At 64.6% G+C, this 15,943-nt stretch carries 16 protein-coding genes and 1 pseudogene; 5 read left to right on the forward strand and 12 right to left on the reverse strand.

Annotation, left to right across the window (positions count from 1 at the left end):
- Positions 1-7: 7 nt before the first annotated feature.
- Both V1280_RS20580 and V1280_RS20585 read left to right on the forward strand, forming a co-directional pair.
- Positions 8-856 (forward strand): carbohydrate ABC transporter permease, encoded by an 849-nt coding sequence (locus tag V1280_RS20580; protein ID WP_334528003.1) that lies wholly within the window; start codon positions 8-10, stop codon positions 854-856.
- The gene (locus V1280_RS20585) at positions 853-1,680 is read left to right on the forward strand and encodes a carbohydrate ABC transporter permease (RefSeq protein ID WP_334528006.1); all 828 of its coding nucleotides are present in this window, start codon (positions 853-855) and stop codon (positions 1,678-1,680) included. The genes V1280_RS20580 and V1280_RS20585 overlap by 4 nt, the downstream gene beginning before the upstream one ends.
- Before the next feature lie 7 nt (positions 1,681-1,687).
- On the opposite strand, the gene V1280_RS20590 is transcribed toward V1280_RS20585, so the two are convergent.
- The 9 genes and pseudogenes from V1280_RS20590 to V1280_RS20630 form a co-directional block, all read right to left on the reverse strand.
- Positions 1,688-2,467 (reverse strand): SDR family NAD(P)-dependent oxidoreductase, encoded by a 780-nt coding sequence (locus tag V1280_RS20590; protein ID WP_334528009.1) that lies wholly within the window; start codon positions 2,465-2,467, stop codon positions 1,688-1,690.
- A 58-nt stretch (positions 2,468-2,525) separates the two neighbouring features.
- Positions 2,526-3,116, reverse strand: coding sequence for a thiamine pyrophosphate-dependent enzyme (locus V1280_RS20595; RefSeq protein ID WP_334528012.1), 591 nt, complete (start codon positions 3,114-3,116; stop codon positions 2,526-2,528).
- Between the two features lie 5 nt (positions 3,117-3,121).
- Positions 3,122-3,662: pseudogene (locus V1280_RS20600) on the reverse strand (phosphonopyruvate decarboxylase).
- A 382-nt stretch (positions 3,663-4,044) separates the two neighbouring features.
- Positions 4,045-4,749 carry a GntR family transcriptional regulator gene (locus V1280_RS20605; RefSeq protein WP_334528014.1) on the reverse strand — a complete coding sequence of 235 codons (705 nt, stop codon included), beginning with the start codon at positions 4,747-4,749 and terminating at the stop codon, positions 4,045-4,047.
- Between the two features lie 91 nt (positions 4,750-4,840).
- The gene (locus tag V1280_RS20610) at positions 4,841-5,584 is read right to left on the reverse strand and encodes an aspartate/glutamate racemase family protein (RefSeq protein WP_334528017.1); all 744 of its coding nucleotides are present in this window, start codon (positions 5,582-5,584) and stop codon (positions 4,841-4,843) included.
- A gap of 10 nt (positions 5,585-5,594) precedes the next feature.
- A complete protein-coding gene (locus V1280_RS20615; RefSeq protein WP_334528020.1) occupies positions 5,595-6,860 on the reverse strand; it encodes an NAD(P)/FAD-dependent oxidoreductase in 1,266 nt (421 codons plus the stop codon).
- 3 nt (positions 6,861-6,863) lie between these two features.
- Positions 6,864-8,525 (reverse strand): thiamine pyrophosphate-binding protein, encoded by a 1,662-nt coding sequence (locus V1280_RS20620; RefSeq protein ID WP_334528023.1) that lies wholly within the window; start codon positions 8,523-8,525, stop codon positions 6,864-6,866.
- 129 nt (positions 8,526-8,654) lie between these two features.
- Positions 8,655-9,008: a RidA family protein gene (locus V1280_RS20625; protein WP_334528026.1), complete on the reverse strand. Its 354-nt coding sequence runs from the start codon at positions 9,006-9,008 to the stop codon at positions 8,655-8,657.
- 17 nt (positions 9,009-9,025) lie between these two features.
- The gene (locus tag V1280_RS20630; protein ID WP_334528029.1) at positions 9,026-9,943 is read right to left on the reverse strand and encodes an NAD(P)-dependent oxidoreductase; all 918 of its coding nucleotides are present in this window, start codon (positions 9,941-9,943) and stop codon (positions 9,026-9,028) included.
- A 214-nt stretch (positions 9,944-10,157) separates the two neighbouring features.
- Here V1280_RS20630 and V1280_RS20635 point away from each other — a divergent pair, with 214 nt between their 5' ends.
- Both V1280_RS20635 and V1280_RS20640 read left to right on the forward strand, forming a co-directional pair.
- On the forward strand, positions 10,158-10,994 hold the full coding sequence (locus tag V1280_RS20635; RefSeq protein ID WP_334528032.1) for a transporter substrate-binding domain-containing protein: 837 nt from the start codon (positions 10,158-10,160) through the stop codon (positions 10,992-10,994).
- Between the two features lie 246 nt (positions 10,995-11,240).
- Complete coding sequence (locus V1280_RS20640; protein WP_442895240.1) at positions 11,241-12,557, forward strand: MFS transporter; 1,317 nt, start codon at positions 11,241-11,243, stop codon at positions 12,555-12,557.
- Positions 12,558-12,572: 15 nt separating this feature from the next.
- Here V1280_RS20640 and V1280_RS20645 read toward each other — a convergent pair whose 3' ends face one another.
- Both V1280_RS20645 and V1280_RS20650 read right to left on the reverse strand, forming a co-directional pair.
- Positions 12,573-12,731 (reverse strand): hypothetical protein, encoded by a 159-nt coding sequence (locus V1280_RS20645; protein WP_200512540.1) that lies wholly within the window; start codon positions 12,729-12,731, stop codon positions 12,573-12,575.
- A gap of 130 nt (positions 12,732-12,861) precedes the next feature.
- A complete protein-coding gene (locus tag V1280_RS20650) occupies positions 12,862-13,440 on the reverse strand; it encodes a TetR/AcrR family transcriptional regulator (RefSeq protein WP_334528042.1) in 579 nt (192 codons plus the stop codon).
- Between the two features lie 112 nt (positions 13,441-13,552).
- Here V1280_RS20650 and V1280_RS20655 point away from each other — a divergent pair, with 112 nt between their 5' ends.
- Positions 13,553-14,437, forward strand: a complete 885-nt coding sequence (locus V1280_RS20655; RefSeq protein ID WP_334528045.1) for an NmrA family NAD(P)-binding protein — start codon at positions 13,553-13,555, stop codon at positions 14,435-14,437.
- A 28-nt stretch (positions 14,438-14,465) separates the two neighbouring features.
- On the opposite strand, the gene V1280_RS20660 is transcribed toward V1280_RS20655, so the two are convergent.
- Positions 14,466-15,926, reverse strand: a complete 1,461-nt coding sequence (locus V1280_RS20660) for a carboxylesterase family protein (RefSeq protein WP_334528047.1) — start codon at positions 15,924-15,926, stop codon at positions 14,466-14,468.
- Positions 15,927-15,943 lie beyond the last annotated feature (17 nt).

Below are 15,943 nucleotides of genomic sequence, written 5' to 3' on the forward strand. Positions count from 1 at the left end.
TCTCAAGATGTGGCTGTTCGCGCTACCGGCGCTGCTGATCAATATCTGCATCATCCTGGTGCCAGCCGTGCTGACATTCACGGCGGCGTTCTTCATGTGGGACGGTGTCGGCACGCCGATGTGGGCAGGCCTCGCCAATTTCCAGAACATGGTCGCCGATCCCGTGTTCTGGTCGGCTCTCACCAATAATTTCATCTGGACCGCGATCTTCCTCACCGTGCCGGTCTGCCTCGCGCTGGTGATGGCCGCAGCACTTCTGGTGGCGCCGAAAGCGCGCATCGTGGTGCAGTCCATCATCTTCCTGCCGCGCATCATCGCCGTCGCGGTCACCGGGCGCATCTTCCAGGGTATGATCTTCAGCCCCGTCACCGGCATCGTCGCCTGGCTGAACGAGCGGGGCTTCTCGATCTCCGATCCCCTTGCCGATCCCGACCGCTCGCTCTATGCGGTCGCGGCCGTCGACATCTGGCACTGGTGGGGCTTTCTTGCCGTCGTGTTCCTGTCGGCGATGCGGCAGATCAGCGTCGAGCAGATCGAGGCAGCGCGGCTCGATGGCGCCGGCTTCCTCCAGCTGTTCCGCTACGTGCTGATCCCGGGCATCCGCCCGACGCTGACGCTCATGCTGATCCTCACCGTGATCTGGTCGTTCCAGGTGTTCGAGTTCATCTTCATCGTCACCCGCGGCGGGCCCGCCTATGGCAGCGAGGTGCTGGCGACGTTTGCCTATCGCCACGCCTTCTTCGAAGGCGATGTCGGGCAGGCTGCAGCCGCCGCCTGCGTCATGAGCCTGTTCGGCCTGTGTGCCACCGCCGTCTATCTCTGGCTCCAGATCACCGACGACGCGCAATCGACATGATCGGAGATCGCTGGAGCAAGACATTCAGCCTGGGGCTGATCGGCGTCGCATCGTTCAGCTCGCTGCTGCCGATCGTGCTCGCCGTGATGAACGCGCTGAAGACGACGGTCGAGATCGGCAGCAATCCGCTCGCGCTGCCGACGCAATTGCACTGGGAGAATTTCTCGTCCGCCTGGCGCAACGCCCGGCTCGGCCCCAGCCTGCTGCACAGCGCCGAGGTGGCGGCGCTCACCATTTTGATGGTCTGCATCACCGCGACGCCCTGCGCCTATGTGCTCGCGCGGCAGAAGGGCAAATTCTGGCGCTTCATCACCTTCTACTTCATGGCCACGATCACCGTGCCCGTGCAGCTCTATCTCTATCCGCTCTATTTCATCTTCGCGAAGCTGGGGTTGGTGAATTCGATTCCCGCCGTCGCGCTGATCTACACCGCGATGTTCTCACCGTTCGCGATCTTCCTGTTGCGCACCTATGCGCTCGCGATTCCCGTCGCGCTCGAGGAAGCAGCCCAGGTCGACGGCGCCAGGCCGTGGCAGACATTCTGGTACGTGATCCTGCCGATGATGCGGCCGGGGCTGCTCACGGTCGCGATCATCGTCGGGCTGAACGCCTGGAACGAGTTCGTCATCGCCGTGACGTTCCTGCAGAACGACAGCAATGTCACGGCGATCGTGCGCTTCTACAACCTCACCGGCCAGTATTCGACCGACTGGGGCGAGATGCTCGCCGCTGCCGTGACGATCGTGCTGCCGGTCGTCGCGATCTTCGTGCTGCTGCAGCGCCAGTTCATCGACGGCATGACCTCGGGCGCGGTGAAATCGTAGCGCCGCGCTACTTGTCCTTCACCGGCACCGTGTAGTTCAGGATCAGCCGGCCGCCATCCGGATAGATGGTCTGTCCTGTGATGTAGGACGCATCGTCGCTGGCGAGGAACGCGACGACCGAGGCGACCTCGCTCGGCTCGCCGCCGCGGCCGGCCGGCGTGCGCGACATCACGGTCTTGCGGGCATCTTCCGAGGTGTAGATCGAGGAGGCCACCATGTCGGTCAGGATCGTGCCCGGCCCGACCGCGACGACGCGGATATTGTGCGGGGCAAGCGCGACGGCGGCCACCGAGGTCAGCTGCTTCATGCCACCCTTGGACATCGCGTAGGTCGCAAGCGCCGGGATCGCCAGCAGCGCGTTCACCGAGGACATGTTGATGATGACGCCGCCGCTGCCTTGCGCGATCATCTGCTTCGCCGCCGCCTGCACGCCGAAGAACGCGCCCTTCAGATTGATGCCGATGATTTCGTCGAATTCTTCCTCGGTAATCTCGAGTAAGTCCCGGTTGCGGGCGACGCCGGCATTGTTGACCATGATGTCGAGCCGGCCGAACTCGCGAACCGCGGTCGCGACCGCACGATCGACGTCCGCGCGCCGCGCGACGTGGCAGGGCACGGCGTAGAGCTCCTTGGGCTTGCCCAGCTCGTTGACGGCCTTCTCGAGCTCATCGGTGTCGACGTCAGAGATGACCACCTTGACGCCGTCATCGAGGAACCGCTTTGCGCAGGCCTTGCCGATACCGCGCGCCGCGCCGGTGATGACGGCAACCTTGCCGGATAGTTTCATGGGTCTCACTCCAGGATAGCTGCTCAAGGCAGCGAGCTATCCCGGAGAGGACTCCCGTTCAAGCCGCCGCGAAGCCGAGATGAGCACGGAACCGGTTCTTGATAAAGACGGCATCGCGCGAGGGCAGCGAGCGCGGCCGATTTTCGGCCAAAACCTTGATGACAAAAAGCCGCGGACCACCGGCCAGCTCGGCGATTTGCGTGGCGAGGTGCTGCACTTCCTCGAGCGTCCGCAACGTGGCGGTTGCGGCAAAGCCGCAGGCTGCGGCGATCGCGGTGAGATCGACACCGCGACCGGTATGGCTCGCCTGCATCCCGGTCTCGCCAAAATGCTGGTTGTCGATCACGACGATGTCGAGATTTCGCGGACGGGCAACACCGATGGTGGCGAGACCGCCGATCCCCATCAATTGCTCACCGTCGCCGGTCAAGGCGAGGACGCGCTTGCCTGGCTGGGCCTGCGCCAATCCAAGCCCGATGAGCGCGGCGCCGCCCATGGCGCCCCAGAGATAGAAATTGCCGTCGTGGTCGCCGACGGAATGCAGGTCGTAGGTGGGCGAGCCGAGGCCGGAGACGACCAGCGTATCCCCGCGGTTCTTCAGGAGTGCCGCGACGGCGGCACGGCGATCGAGCTGAGAGGGCACCGACATCGATATCACCACTTCTTCTTGCCGATCAGGCGCTGCCCGATCAGGACCGCGATCTGCTGGTCGGACTCGTAGGCGAGCGAAGCGGCCGACTCGACCGTCTCGACCAGATCCTCCGCCGTCTCCGCCCGCATCACCTTCAGGCCGATCGCCTCCAGCGATGGCTGCGTCGCGCGGCTTCATCGGCACCTGCCAGGGATTGAACTCGGCCCATTCGCCGCGCATCGTCACCAGCATCAGCAGCGGAAAGCGGCCGATCGCCGACAGCGACAGCATGTTGATGCAATTGCCGACGCCGCTCGACTGCATCAGCAGCACGCTGCGCTGGCCGCCGAGCCAGGCGCCCGCGGCGATCGCGATGCCCTCCTCCTCCGTGGTCAGCACATTGGTGGTGACGTCGCGGTCGGCCGAGAACATGCGGATCAGCTGGCTATGGCCGGCATCCGGCACATAGGACATCTGCTGGACGTCGGCGGCTTTCAGGACACGATAGAGCTCGGACGGCCAGTCGTCCGAGCGCGCTTCGGGATTGGGCTTTGGGCTATGCACCGCGTGTCTCCGTGAATTTCGAGCGGCACGCTAGCGATGTTTGCGTGCGAAGGCTCTGACCGTCTGGCATGAGCTGGTATTGAAGGATTGTATAGCTGGGGGAACAGCGCAATGCGCATGACTGCGCCCTCTCCCCTTGCGGGAGAGGGCATCACCGCAGGTCAACACATACTCGGTAGGGTGAGGGGTATGTCGCCACGAGCCGGGAATCGTAAGGGTGGGCAAAGGCGCAAAGCGCCGTGCCCACGATTCCGCCAATGAAACGCAAAATGCGTGGGCACGCTTCGCTTTGCCCACCCTACGATACTGTGATCGCGGAGGCGTACCCCTCATCCGGCGCTTCGCGCCACCTTCTCCCACAAGGGGAGAAGGGAAGAGCCCCTCAGTTCGTCGCAGACCGCGCCGCCGCCGGCATATAGATCTGCGCGTAGCCTTCCTTGATCGCGGAGGTGATGCGATCCAATCGGCGGTCGATGTGCTTCTCAAGCACCGAGACGCAAACCTCTTCGTTGCGCGCCCTCAACCCTTCGATCACCGCACGGTGCTCGGCCTGGGTGTTGGAGCGGTTGATGCTGTCCATGTCGATCCAGCGCACGAAGCGGATGCGGGCGTTGACGTTGCGCAGAACGCGCAGCATCTCGGCATTGTTCGACATCGCCATCAGCCGTTCGTGAAAGGTCTCGTCCAATTCGACGAGCTCGACCGATGTGCGCTCGCCGGGATCGGGGCCGGTGGCTTCGAGGAATTTCAGCAGCGCGTCGATGTCCTCGTCCTTGGCGCGCTTGATGGCGAGGCGGACCGAAGCGACCTCGATCGACTTGCGCAGCTCGTAGAGATCGAAGATTTCGTGGGCGTCGAGCTCGCGGCAGAAAAAACCCTTGCCCGGCGTGAAACGCAGGAAGCCTTCGGTGTTGAGACGGTTGAGCGCTTCGCGCAGCGGCGTGCGGCTGACGCCGAGGCGCTTCGCCAGCTCGCCTTCGTTGAGACGTTCGCCCGGCTTGAACTCATAGCTCACGGCCATCGCCTTGAGCTGTTCATAGACGCGATCGACGATACTATCGGAAGCCAGTTCCACGTTGCTCATCATCAGCTGCATTCATGCCCGCACACAGCCCAATATACCGGGGCTGCGGGAGCGATTGCAATGTAAACAACAGCAGAGCTTGTGACAGACGGAATCAGGCGAACGCGCGCGGGCGCAGTCCAGCATGAAACCAGGTGATCATGGAATAGATGTCGTAGACCGGCAACCCGACCTCGGCCTGCAGCGCGGCGGCATAAGGTGGCATGTTGGTGCATTCGAGCACGATGGCGCCGACGTCAGGGTTCTTTGCCACCAGCTGCTTGCCGGCCTCGACCACGTCACGCTCGGCTTGCGCCACGTCCATGTCGTCCTTCTCGGCCTTGATCAACACGCGGAAAAATTCCTTGCCGTGCTCGGTGCCGACCAGCGGCGTATCGAGCGGCACGCCGGCGCCTTCGAGATGGGCCGGCGTCAGGGTCGAGCCCGACACCGTGACGAGGCCGACGCGCTTGCCGGGCGGCAAGGTCGCCTGCACCCACGGCACCTGCATCAGCGACGACGTCGCAACGGGAACGCCGACGGCGGCCGCGATCTCCTTCTGGAACAGCGAGAGAAAGCCGCAATTGGTGGTGATGGCCTCGGCCCCGAGCCGCACCAGATCCTTGGCGGCATCGATGAAGTCAGGCAGCAGGCCGGCGGCGCCCTTCAGCACGACCTTCTCCGGCGAGGCGCCGCTCACCACGCGATACAGCACCGGGAAAGGCCAGGTCGTGCCGTTGCCCATGTCGCCGGGAATGCGGGGGAAGCGCGCCTCCAGCATCAGGATGCCGAGCGGCGCTCCGTAGATGGCCTTGCCGCCACGGGCAATACGAGAAGACGAGCTGGCTGCGATGGTCATGGATGCGATCTCAGAGGAAGCGGGTGGGCGCGAACGGCGCGAGCGGAATTTCCGGCTGCTTGCCGCTCAGAAGCTGCGCGACAAGGCGGCCGGTGCGGGCCGAGCTGACCAGACCAATATGGCCGTGTCCGAAGGCATAGACGATGTCGCGCGAGGCGCGTGAATAGCCTATGCAGGGAATGCCGTCCGGCATGCTCGGCCGATGCCCGAACCAGGTCTTTATGCGCGACGACGGAATATCCCTCGGCAGTTTTGGGAACATGCTGAGGAGATGGTCGCGCAAAATCTCGGCGCGCTTCCAGTTCGGCGCGGCTTCAAGACCTGCGATCTCGACCGTGCCGGCGGCGCGCAGGCCCTTGTCGGTCCAGTTCACCACCATTTTGGCGTCGGACGCCATCATCGAGTTGCGCGGACCTGATTCCGGATGCTCGATCATGACGTGATAGCCGCGCTCGGTCTCGAGCGGCAAGGGATCGCCGACCGATGCGGTGAGCTGCTTCGAGCGGGCGCCGGCCGCCACGACGGCGGCATCGCAAGGAATCTCACCGGTCTCGGTGAGGACGGCGACAAGCTTGTTGCCGGAAAGCTTAAGGCCCGTCGCCTTGGCGCGCACGAGTTTTGCGCCGCTCGCCAGCGCGTGCTGGGCAAGCGCCGCAACGTACGCGCCGGGATCACGGCAGCGGCCGGCCTCTTCCACCACCACGCCAAAAGTGTAGCGCGGATGCAGATCCGGCTCGCGCTGACGCATCTCGTCGGCGTTCAGCTCCAGCCATTCGACGCCGACCTTTTTGCGCAGCCGCCAGCCGAGATCGTTGTCGAAGTTGCCGCGCGACGGGAAGACGTGCATCACGCCGTTGCGCTCGACCAGTTCGGGCACGCCGGCCTCTTCCGCAAGCGTCCTGTGCAGCAGCGGCGCGTCCTTCAGGAGATCGCGCAGCGCGAACGCGGTCTTTTCGACGCGCGCCTCGGTCCAGCCCGACAGCAGATATTTGATCAGCCAGGGCAGCGCCTTCGGCAAGTAAGACCAGCGGATCGCGAGCGGGCCGAGCGGGTCCATCAAATAGCCCGGCACCTTCTTCCAGACGCCCGGCTCCGCCGGTGGGATCACCGAATGCGATGAGAGCCAGCCGGCATTGCCGTAGCTCGCCGCCTGTTCGCCACCGGGTTCGCCCGGATCGATCAGCGTGACGCGATGCCCCTCGCGCAGCGCCTCGATGGCGCTGATCACGCCGACCGCGCCGGCTCCGATGATGGCGACGTGGCGGGCTTGCGACATCGCTTACGCCTTCACTGCCGGCGCAAAATCCTTGCCGACCGAGATCGCGCGTGGATCGATGATGCAATGGAGGATCGACGGCTTGCCCGAGGCGAGCGCGCGCTCGAACGCCGGCGCGAATTCTTCGGTGCGCTCGACGCGCTCGCCATGGCCGCCGAAGGCCTTCGCGTACATCGCGAAATCGGGGTTCTTGAGCTGGGTGCCGACGACGCGACCGGGATAGTCGCGCTCCTGGTGCATGCGGATGGTGCCGTATTGCGAATTGTCGACGACGATGACGACCAGCGCCGCGTCGTACTGCACGGCGGTCGCGAACTCCTGCCCGTTCATCAGGAAGCAGCCGTCGCCGGCAAAGGCGACGACGACGCGATCCGGAAACTGCCGTTTGGCGAGAACCGCCGCCGGCACGCCATAGCCCATCGAGCCCGAGGTCGGCGCGAGCTGCGAGGCAAAGCTGTGGAAGCGGTGATGACGATGGATCCAGCCGGCATAATTGCCGGCGCCGTTGCAGACGATCGCGTCTTTCGGCAGGCGGTCGCGCAGCCAGGTCATGACCTGACCGTACTGGAACGTGCCCGGCAGCTCGCGCGCCTTCTCGGTCCAGGCGAGATAATCGGCATGCGCCTTGGCGGCCTCGCCTTTCCAGGCGACAGCGCCTGCAGGCTTCAACGTCTCGACGGCGGCGGCGAACGCGGCCGGTGTCGCCTGGATCGCGAGCGCCGGCTGATAGATGCGGCCGAGCTCTTCGGAGCCCGGATGCACGTGGATCAGCTTCTGCTTCGGCGTCGGAATGTCGAGCAGCGTGTAGGACGAGGACGGCATCTCCGACATGCGGCCGCCGATCAGCAGAATGACATCGGCGCTGTCGATGCGCGCCTTCAGGCCCGGGCTCGGGCCGATGCCGAGATCGCCGGCATAATGCGAATGATCGGCATCGATCAGCGAGGCGCGGCGGAACGAGGTCGCGACCGGCAGGTCGAAGCGTTCGGCAAAGCGCGCGATGCTCCTGGTGGCGTCATCGCTCCAGCGCGAGCCGCCGAGAATGACGAGCGGCGCCTTGGCGCTCGTGAGCATCGCGCCGACCTGCTCGATATCAGCGGGCGCGGGCCAGCTCGCCGCCGGCTCGATGCGCATGGCATCCGCAACAGCTGCGGTCTCGGTCAGCATGTTCTCCGGCAGCGCGATCACGACGGGACCCGGACGGCCCTGCATCGCGACGCGGAAGGCACGCGCGACCAGCTCCGGAATGCGGTCGGGGCGATCGATCTCGACGGCCCATTTCGCCATGGTGCCGAACACCGCCTTGTAGTCGAGCTCCTGGAACGCCTCGCGCTCGCGCATGCCGGTGTCGACCTGGCCGACGAACAGGATCATCGGCGTCGAATCCTGCATCGCGATGTGGACGCCGTGGCTGGCATTGGTGGCGCCGGGACCGCGGGTGACGAAACAGATACCCGGGCGTCCCGTGAGCTTGCCATAGGCTTCCGCCATCATCGCAGCACCGCCTTCGGCGCGGCAGATCACCACGTCGATCGGGCTGTCATGCAGCGCGTCGAGTGCCGCGAGATAGCTCTCGCCCGGCACGCAGGTGACGCGGTCGACTCCTTGCGCGACCAACTGGTCGATCAGGATCTGGCCCCCGGTGCGGGTGTTGCGAATGGTCATGACAGCTCCCTGCAGGCTCTGGCGATGCGCTTCAAGGCTTCGCGCAAGTTTTGTTCCGAGGTGGCGTAGGACAGGCGGAAATAAGGTGCAAGGCCGAAACAGCCCATGCAAGGGGCATCGATGTGCATGTCAGCCGCGCGCGGCGATCGCGATCACTTCGATGCGGAAGGCGGGATCGGCGAGCTCGACCTTGCCGCAGGCGCGGGTCGGCGTGTTGCCCGGCACGACCCAGGCATCATAGACTGCGTTCATGGCATCGAAATCGTCCATGGTCTTGAGCCAAACCTGCACGCTGAGCAGGCGCGACTTGTCGGTGCCGGCGCGCGCCAACATGTCGTCAACCTTCGCCAGCGCCTCTTTGGTCTGCTGGGTGATGTCGGCAGTCTTGGTGTCAGCCACTTGCCCTGCGAGGAAAACGAGATCGCCGAACACGGAGGCGCGGCTGCGGCGGGCGTTCTGGTCGATGCGGGTGATATCCGACATGGGATGTCCTTCTATCTTTACTTGCCGGCGGCGATGATGCGGCGGCAGTGATCGAGCGCAGCACCAATGAGATTGTCGCTCGCCTCGGGCGTGCGGAACGCCGAATGCGCCGACAGCGTCACGTTCGGCAGTTTTGTCAGGGCATGGCCGGCCGGCAGCGGCTCGACGGTGAAGACGTCGAGGCCGGCATGCGCAATGTGGCCCGAGCGCAGCGCCTCTAACATCGCGTCCTCGTCGACGACGGCGCCGCGCGCGGTGTTGATCAGAATGCTGCCGGGCCGCATCTGCGCGATGCGCTCGCGCGACAGAAAACCCTTGGTCTCGTCGTTGAGCAAGAGATGCAGCGAGATCACGTGGCTCTCGGCCAACAGCTTCTCCAGCGGCACGAACGCGACACCCGGATGCGTCTTCGGCGTCCTGTTCCAGGCGATCACCTTCATGCCGCAGCCCGCCGCCATGCGCGCGGCTTCCGCCGCGATGCCGCCGAAACCGATCAGGCCAAGCGTCTTGCCGGTGAGCTGCACGGCGTCGCGACGCAGCCAGTTGCCCTCGCGCATGCCGCGGTCCATCTCGCCAAAGCTCTTGGCGGACGCCCACATCAGCGCGATCGCGCATTCGGCCACGGCCGTGTCGCCATAACCCTTGATCGTGTGCACGGAGATGCCGCGCTCAGCGAGCTCTTCCGGATTCATGTAGCTGCGCGCGCCGGTGCCAAGGAAGACGACATGCTTCAGCGCCTTGCACGTCTCGGCGATCGCACTCGGCACCGCGGTGTGATCGACGATCATGATCTCGGCATCACCGAGCAGGCCGGGCAGATCGTCAGGCTTGATGGAAGGATTGCGGTTGATGCTGACCGGCAGCTTCTGCGAGGCCAGCAGCTTGTCGGTGACCGCCGCCAGGGTGTCGTTGGCATCGACGAAAACAGCACGCACAGACTTTCTCCTCTCAATCCCGGCACCCGCGGACCGGCGCTCATCCAGCCCGGCACCACGGAGTTTTCTCTCGCTTTGCCAATGGACTAGGCTCAAATCTGCCTCATCGCTCAAATCGCCGGCAGAGCTGCAATACCATATTGCATTACGTCCTGAATACAGAAATAATCGACGGGCCGGAGTTGATGATCCCCATTCCCCAGGAGCACTGTCCATGAACCGCAGGGACGCACTCACCACCGTGGCGCTGGCGGGCGCCGCAATGGCCGCGACCGCTTCGGCCAAGGCCGACACCGCGCCGACGTCCACGCTCGATCGCATCAAGAAGAGCGGCGTGCTGCGCATCGCGGTCATCGCCGGCCAGGACCCCTATTTCCACAAGGACCTCGCGACCAATCAGTGGTCGGGCGCCTGCATCGACATGGCGAACGACATCGCGAGCAAGCTCGGCGCCAAGGTCGAGACACTGGAATCAACCTGGGGCAACCAGATCCTCGATCTCCAGGCCGACAAGGTCGACCTCGCCTTCGCCGTGAACCCGACGCCCGAGCGTTCGCTCGTCATCGATTTCTCGAGCCCAATCCTGGTGCACTCCTTCACCGTCATCACCAAGAAGGGCTTTGCCAAGCCGCAGACCTGGTCCGAGCTGAACAAGCCCGAGGTCAAGATCGCCGTCGACATCGGCTCGACCCATGAGACGATCGCGCGCCGCTACTGCCCGAAGGCGAACATCCTCGGCTTCAAGACGCGCGACGAGGCGATCCTCGCGGTGTCGACTGGCCGCGCCGACTGCAATGTCTCGCTCGCGGTGCTGTCGATCTTCACGCTGAAGAAGAATCCGACGCTCGGCGAGCTCGCGATCCCGCGGCCGATCCTGACACTGCCGACCAATCTCGGCATCCGCGCCGAAACCGATCGCCGCTACAGGGATTTCCTCAGCGCCTGGGCCGACTACAACCGTTCGCTGGGTCAGACCCGCGAATGGCTGCTGAAGGCCTATGAGACCGTCGGCCTCAGCGCCGACGACATCCCGGGCGAAGTGCAGTTCTGATCGATCATGTATATCAGGGACGTCGCCAGCCGCGCAGCGAGCGGCTGAAGGCGTTCTTGAGCCGGATTCACTGGACATATTGACGCGGATGCCCCGAGCAAACCGGGAGGCTGATATGCGCTCTGCCTTACGTGGAGCTTCCGGTGTTGACGCGGACTGGTGCGGGTTTAAGTAGGTGAGACAAAGACTGCAGGGATGGCGACGTTTGCTGGGCTGGTTCCCGTTGCCGCCATTAATGCAGGACACATGACGCCCGCGCCTCACGCGACCTCGCCAAGCCAAAAATCGAATTCGGCTTCCGCGCCCCCTCATCTCGCCATCGTCCTGTTCTCGCTCGCGATGGGCGGCTTTGCGATCGGAACCACCGAATTCGCATCGATGAGCCTGCTGCCGTTCTTCGCGGCCGACCTTCATATCGACGAGCCGACCGCCGGACATGCGATCAGCGCCTACGCGCTCGGCGTGGTGCTGGGCGCGCCGCTGATCGCCGTCCTCGGCGCAAAATTCGCCCGGCGCACGCAGCTGCTCGCTCTGATGGCCGTGTTCGCACTCGGCAACGCCCTGACAGCGCTCGCACCCGGCTTCGGCGCGATGGTCGCGGCCCGCTTTCTCTCCGGTCTGCCTCACGGCGCTTATTTCGGCATCGCCGCGCTGGTCGCCGCCTCGCTCGTTCCGCAACATCGCCGCTCGCAGGCGGTCGGCCAAGTCATGCTGGGCCTGACCATCGCCACCATCATCGGCGTGCCGCTGGCCAATCTGATCGGCCAGGCGGTTGGCTGGCGCGCGAGTTTTGGCTTCGTGTCGGTGTTGGCTCTGCTCACGATGCTGCTGTGCGCACTGTTCGCCCCGCGCGACCAGGCCGGCCGGTCGGATCCGCTGCGCGAGCTCGGCGCGCTCAAAAGCCGCCGCGTCTGGACGACGCTCGCGATCAGCGCCATCGGATTCGGCGGCATGTTCGCCGTCTACACTTATCTGGCGACGACCTTGATCGAGGTCACCAAGGTCAGCACCGAGGTGATTCCGTTCTTCCTCGCGATTTTCGGCATCGGCGCCACCCTCGGCAATCTGGTCGTGCCGCGCTTCGCCGACCGCGCGCTGATGCCGACGGCGGGTGTCATCCTGCTGTTCGCAGCCGTCGCGCTGCTGGTGTTTCCGCTCGTCGCCGGCAATCCCTGGCTGCTCGCGATCGACATCTTTGCGATCGGCGCCAGCGTCGCGCTCGGGGCCGTGCTGCAGACGCGGCTGATGGACGTCGCGGGAGACGCACAGGCGCTCGCGGCCGCGCTCAACCATTCGGCGTTCAACACAGCCAATGCGATCGGCCCGTTCCTCGGCGGCCTCGCCATTCGTCAGGGCCTAGGCTGGACCTCCACCGGTCCCGTCGGCGCCGGGCTCGCGGTTCTGGGCTTTCTGATCTGGATCGTCGCCTATCGCGACACCGGCCCCGCGCCGGTCGAGCACGTCTCAGACGGCGACGCCGCACCACGAGAGGACGCTCCCCTCAAGCGCTCACCGCCGCTGGCGTCACGTGAGCGGAACCGATCGGAGGATCCGGTGGCCTGACGGATTGCAACGCGCTCAGAACAGAGCGGCGTTGAAAGCCTGTCCGTAGATCATCGCGGCCACCAGCGAGACCAGCAGGCCCGCGCCCGAGAAGATCACTAGGATCTTCAGAGTTTCGACGTCAACATTGGTTCCCGTCGCCCGGGATATTGCTCTTGCCAGTGCAGCAATCATCGCCAGCTCCGAAGCCGGCCGCGCGGACGCGGGGCCTGACTTCATCTAGCGCAGATCGGCGCGTCTGCCTGTGAAGCAGATTACAGGTGCCGGCTTCGTGTCCCACAGCGGACATAAGCCAACGTTCACATCAGACTGCGCATCGGGGGGCCGCGACCGCTGGGAGCAATGGCCACGCCGTCATTGCAAGTTCGACAACGCGGCGAAGCTCGCCAACAGTCGCGCCAGCTTGCGGCAAATTCATTATGGCCTGCAACACACCGAGATAGTGCCACGCCAATCCCTCGATGTCGGTTGCCGCCGCCAATTCTCCGCTTTCGACCGCCTCGCGCAAAATCTCGCCGATGATCGCGCGCTGCCGCGTAAGTCCCTGCCGCGCGACCGACTGGCCTGCCGGGGGGAGATCGGCCATCTCGGCGCAAGATCGGGCCAGCATGCACCCGGCAGGTCGCACCGTCTTGCCTCCTCTGGGCAAGAATTCGTGCATCAGCGTTTCGAGCTGTTGGCGCTTCGTGTCGCCGCGAACGGCGGTCATCCGCCGCACGACGCGCTCTACGTAAGACGAGAGAACTTCCTGGAATAGTCCGTCCTTGTCTTGAAATCGCTTGTACATACTGGACCGCGACAAACCCATCGCCGTCGTCAATTGATCGATCGACGAGGCCGCATAGCCGTGACGCCAAAATACATCCATCGCGGAATTGATCACGGCATCGTCATCGAATTGGGGTTTTCCGCTCATCCTATTCCCGCTTGACATCCTGGAACGATCGTTCCAAGTATCATGAACTGATCGTTCCAAGATACGAAAGGTTGTCCCGATGTTCAATCCCTCCGAACCCAGCGCTGCCCGTCCGCGCATTGCGGTCGCAGGAGCCACCGGACGCGTGGGGTCCGCCTTGATCTCGAAACTGGCCGCCGAACCGATTGAGCTTGTGGCGTTGACCCGCAGATCCGACGCTGAACGCCTGCCGTCGGGGGCCTCGCTTGCGACCGTGGACTTCGATGCGCGGTCAACTCTGGAGAACGCGCTGCGCGGCGCAAACCGTCTGTTCCTCGCCCACGGAACGTCTCCCCGGCAGGTCGCCAATGAAATCGCGCTCATCGACGCAGCCGTGGCCGTCGGCGTCAGTCACATCGTCAAATTGTCAGTGTTGGGACCGCCGTCTCGGCTGCATCCGTTCGACTGGCACATGCAAATTGAAGCGCATCTTGCGACCTGCGACATAGGCTTTACGGTTTTGCGACCTTCGAGTTTCGTCGACATCCTGGCGCGGGCTGGCGCTCCAATTGCCAATGACACATGGGGCGGAGCGGCGGGCGATGGATTAGTCAACTTGATCGACACACGCGATGTCGCGGATTCCGCTTTCGCTGCTCTTCTCGACGATGCGCACGTGACATCCCAGCGCGCCTATCACCTGACCGGGCCAACCGCGGTGAGCATGCCTGGGATAGCAGGTGAACTATCAAGATTGCTTGGCCGCACTGTCACATATCAGCACCGAAGTCCCGCGGAGCAGCGCGAGAAGTTGCTCGCCTCGGGACTCACCGAATTTGTCGCCGACCTGCTGCTCGGTCTCGATCGTGCTTTCTACGAATCGACGCTCGCTGAAACAACAACAACCGTTCGCGAGTTGACGGGCCATGCTCCGCGCCCGGTAACCGATTGGCTGAGTGACAACATCTCGCTGTTTCGAAAATAGCCCAAGCTCGGAATTGGGGAGCCGAGTGTCATCCGAGCAGTTTCCCCCACAGGCGGGAGCGCACGCCTTCGTTGAGAGGCACAATATGAAACGGCTGGCCGAAGATTGCGAGTGGCTCCTTAGGCAGCTCGAACCGCGGCCAGGCTTCCGCGACATCGGGTGAGCCTGCTGTCACGAAGCGCAGCAGGCTAGTCTGAAATCGCGCCGCGACGTCGATATCGGCCGGGGTCATCGGGCCGCCCTTGCGCTTGAGGATCGGGCGATCGATGAAGTCGGGCAGATGCGCCCAGAGGCAGGCATTGTCGGCACCGTGGGTCGGCCCTTGCGACAGGAACGGTTGCAGCGCCGGGCGATGGTCGAACCGGCTTAGCCACACCGCGCCACCCGCGGCTGCGTGGCTTCGCGCGAGATCCGCCATCGGACGATGCCAGAACGCATCCGACAGCAGCGCCTCGTACGGATCCTCGTCGACGCGCGCCGAGCCGCGATAGCAGGCCAGCAGCCGCTCCCAGCCGGCATCACTGAGGGCGGCGCGCACATTGCGCTCGGTGGTGCGGATCATCGCGGCCGGCGGCGTGCTCTTCAGGAACATCACCATCTCGTCGCGGCAGGAGCCGAGCCAGAGCGGAATGTCGCGCAAGCTTCCCTCGGCGAAGACGTCGCGCGGCTCGCGCGGGATCACGGTGCCGTCGAGCACCGGTCCGAACACGGTGCCTGAGGTGGTTTCATCAGCGATCCGGCGGCCGACGCGCTCCACCGCGGCAAAGAGTTTTGGCAACGGCACGGATGCGATCGCGCCAAGGTCGCTCGCAAGCTCGAGCTCTTCGATGACGTGGCGCGCGACGTGGTCGGCATGGTCGGCGCTCATGATGTTGCGACCCGGCGCGCTCAGCGCGAGCGCGCGGGCGAACTTGCCCTTGGCCCGCGGCAGCGTCGCGAGCGCAATCACCATGGACGCGCCGGCCGACTGGCCCGACAGCGTCAGCTGGTTGGGATCGCCGCCGAAATTGGCGATATTGGCATGGACCCAGTCGAGCGCGGCGAGTGAGTCCGAGATGGCGAGATTGTTGGCCTCGCCCAATCCGTGACGATGCAGCTGCAGGAAGCCGAGCGGGCCGAGCCGATAGTTGATGGTGACGATGACGGCCGGCCCGTGCGCGGCGAGGAATGCGCCGTCATAGTCAGCGCCGCCGCCGGTGACGAACGCGCCGCCATGGATGAAGAACAGCACTGGCAATGGACGAACGGCCTCGACCGGCGTCCAGATGTTCAGGCTGAGACAGGATTCTTCTGCCTGATCGAGATGCCCGGGCTGCGGCGCGTAGGCACCGTAGTCCGTGCATGGGCGAGGCTCGGTCCACGCCGGCGGCAGCGTCGCCTTGGCAAAACGCCGCGCGGTCGCGAACGGCACGCCCTTGAAGGCGCGGACGGTCCCCTGCTCGGCCCCGATGATCGGGCCGAGCGTGGTCGGAACTGCGTTGGTCAGCATGCGATCATTGTCCTGTC

It is taken from the genome of Bradyrhizobium sp. AZCC 2230 (genome assembly GCF_036924495.1).
Taxonomy (GTDB): domain Bacteria; phylum Pseudomonadota; class Alphaproteobacteria; order Rhizobiales; family Xanthobacteraceae; genus Bradyrhizobium; species Bradyrhizobium rifense.

Excerpts from the sequence above, each read along its gene's own strand:
- V1280_RS20580 (WP_334528003.1), top strand. The coding sequence starts at position 8 with ATGTGGCTGTTCGCGCTACCGGCGCTGCTGATCAATATCTGCATCATC.
- V1280_RS20585 (WP_334528006.1), top strand. The coding sequence starts at position 853 with ATGATCGGAGATCGCTGGAGCAAGACATTCAGCCTGGGGCTGATCGGC.
- V1280_RS20590 (WP_334528009.1), bottom strand. The coding sequence starts at position 2,467 with ATGAAACTATCCGGCAAGGTTGCCGTCATCACCGGCGCGGCGCGCGGT.
- V1280_RS20595 (WP_334528012.1), bottom strand. The coding sequence starts at position 3,116 with ATGTCGGTGCCCTCTCAGCTCGATCGCCGTGCCGCCGTCGCGGCACTC.
- V1280_RS20605 (WP_334528014.1), bottom strand. The coding sequence starts at position 4,749 with ATGATGAGCAACGTGGAACTGGCTTCCGATAGTATCGTCGATCGCGTC.
- V1280_RS20610 (WP_334528017.1), bottom strand. The coding sequence starts at position 5,584 with ATGACCATCGCAGCCAGCTCGTCTTCTCGTATTGCCCGTGGCGGCAAG.
- V1280_RS20615 (WP_334528020.1), bottom strand. The coding sequence starts at position 6,860 with ATGTCGCAAGCCCGCCACGTCGCCATCATCGGAGCCGGCGCGGTCGGC.
- V1280_RS20620 (WP_334528023.1), bottom strand. The coding sequence starts at position 8,525 with ATGACCATTCGCAACACCCGCACCGGGGGCCAGATCCTGATCGACCAG.
- V1280_RS20625 (WP_334528026.1), bottom strand. The coding sequence starts at position 9,008 with ATGTCGGATATCACCCGCATCGACCAGAACGCCCGCCGCAGCCGCGCC.
- V1280_RS20635 (WP_334528032.1), top strand. The coding sequence starts at position 10,158 with ATGAACCGCAGGGACGCACTCACCACCGTGGCGCTGGCGGGCGCCGCA.
- V1280_RS20640 (WP_442895240.1), top strand. The coding sequence starts at position 11,241 with ATGACGCCCGCGCCTCACGCGACCTCGCCAAGCCAAAAATCGAATTCG.
- V1280_RS20645 (WP_200512540.1), bottom strand. The coding sequence starts at position 12,731 with ATGATTGCTGCACTGGCAAGAGCAATATCCCGGGCGACGGGAACCAAT.
- V1280_RS20655 (WP_334528045.1), top strand. The coding sequence starts at position 13,553 with ATGTTCAATCCCTCCGAACCCAGCGCTGCCCGTCCGCGCATTGCGGTC.
- V1280_RS20660 (WP_334528047.1), bottom strand. The coding sequence starts at position 15,926 with ATGCTGACCAACGCAGTTCCGACCACGCTCGGCCCGATCATCGGGGCC.